We start from the raw sequence: 1,492 nt of genomic DNA, 5'->3' as shown, positions 1-1,492 counted from the left end.
TCCTCGTTGGAGGCGAAGACGGGGGGAGTCTCGGTCGGCGCGGCGGTTGCTTCCGTGACGGGTGTTGTTGTGTCGCTGGGTGTGGGGGCGGGGGTGGCGGAACATCCGCTGAGCGTGGCGAGGATCAGGAATAGTGTGCCGGCGGTCGTCGCGGCTTTGGGGTGGGGGTGTTGGTGGCGGGGGTGGCGACGCGGCGGGGTTCGCATGCGGTCACCATAGACCGGATTGCTACAACCTTTCGAAGTTTCCACAGGCTGGTTTTTGGGGCGGATTCGCGCTACGTGCGGGGCGAGGTGCTTCTTTCTTCGGGTGTCGATGGTGGAGTCGTGGTGGCGCGGGAGCCCGCGATGGCAGGCGTGGCGGGCTGGTGCCGGCTTTGGGGCGGCCGTTTCGGGCGGTGCGGGTGAACCGGCCGGGCGGGGATCGGTGGGAGCCCCGGGCCGGCTGCAAAACATTTCTTTGGGTATTCTTTGGTGAGTTGGCCCGGTTTCGTGCTTGTAGGAGTGACATTTTCTCGTGTCGGTGGTCGGGTGTTGACGTGAATCATGAACAACCTGGCGCTGGAGCTCACCCGCACGGCGGCCCTGGTGGCTGCGCTGGGCGATTCCAGTGCCGGGTTCGCCGGGCTTTCCGATGCTGAGGTGCTTGCGGCGCGGGGTCCGATCGCGGCGTTGCTGCGGCTGAGCTCTACGGCGGCGGCGCGGTTGGCGGGCACGATCGCGGAGCGGTCAAGGCCGCAGCTGGGTCAGTCCGGGCTGGCGGCGCGGCACGGGTTTGGTAACCCCACTCTGATGGTGCAGCACGCGACCGGCCTGAGCCGTATCGAGGCGGGACGGCTGCTCGCGGTCGGCGTGCTGATGCGGGAGACCGAGATGGCCGAACGCCGGGCGGCCGAGGCCCGGGACGCGCAGCGACTCGCGCAGGCCACGGCCGTCGCCGCCGCGGTGGCCGCAGCTGCTGCCGCAGCAGTGGCCACCGCCGAAGCGGCAGAAGCTGCGGCCGCTGCGGCTCTCGCCACGGCGCAGGCGCAGCGAGAGGCCGACTGGGAGGCTGCCCAGTGGGAGGCGCGGGAAGCCGATCGGGCGGCCGTCTGGGCCGAGCTGCACCCCGATCTGCCACTTCCCGACGCCGCGCCCCGCCCGGTCAGGCCGGTCACCCCTGTTGTCCCACTGGTTCCAGGGACGCCGCCGATCTCGCTGGTCGTGCCGATGCCGGTGATCCCGTTGGTGGAGGTGGTGGTGCCGTGGCAGGCGCCGATCGTGCACGCTGTCGCGGCCGGCATCTTCTCGCCCGGTGTCGGTGATGCTCTGCTGCGCGGCCTCGGTACCCTGGACCAGGCCGTCACCGCCGAGAAGCTCGCTGCCGCGCTGAGGGTGCTGCTGGCCGAGGCTGCGGGGATGAATACCGAGCAGGCCTACAAACGAGCCCGCCGGCTGCGCGACGAACTCGACGCGGCGGGCATTCGCGCGCGGGAGAAGCAGGCTCGTGACGA

At 70.4% G+C, this 1,492-nt stretch carries 1 protein-coding gene and 1 pseudogene; one reads left to right on the top strand and one right to left on the bottom strand.

What is annotated here, in order from left to right; all coding sequences use genetic code 11:
- A pseudogene (locus E3O25_RS17265) lies at positions 1-206 on the bottom strand (hypothetical protein); the annotation flags it as partial.
- A 339-nt stretch (positions 207-545) separates the two neighbouring features.
- Here E3O25_RS17265 and E3O25_RS09050 point away from each other — a divergent pair.
- Positions 546-1,492 (top strand): hypothetical protein (locus E3O25_RS09050; RefSeq protein ID WP_194085946.1); only part of this gene is annotated, 947 nt, incomplete at its 3' end.

The organism is Cryobacterium sp. TMT1-3 (assembly GCF_004402315.1).
In the GTDB taxonomy this organism is placed as follows: Bacteria; Actinomycetota; Actinomycetes; order Actinomycetales; family Microbacteriaceae; genus Cryobacterium; species Cryobacterium luteum.
The sequence above is the reverse complement of the archived record's forward strand: the minus strand, read 5'-3'. Positions and strand labels throughout refer to the sequence as shown.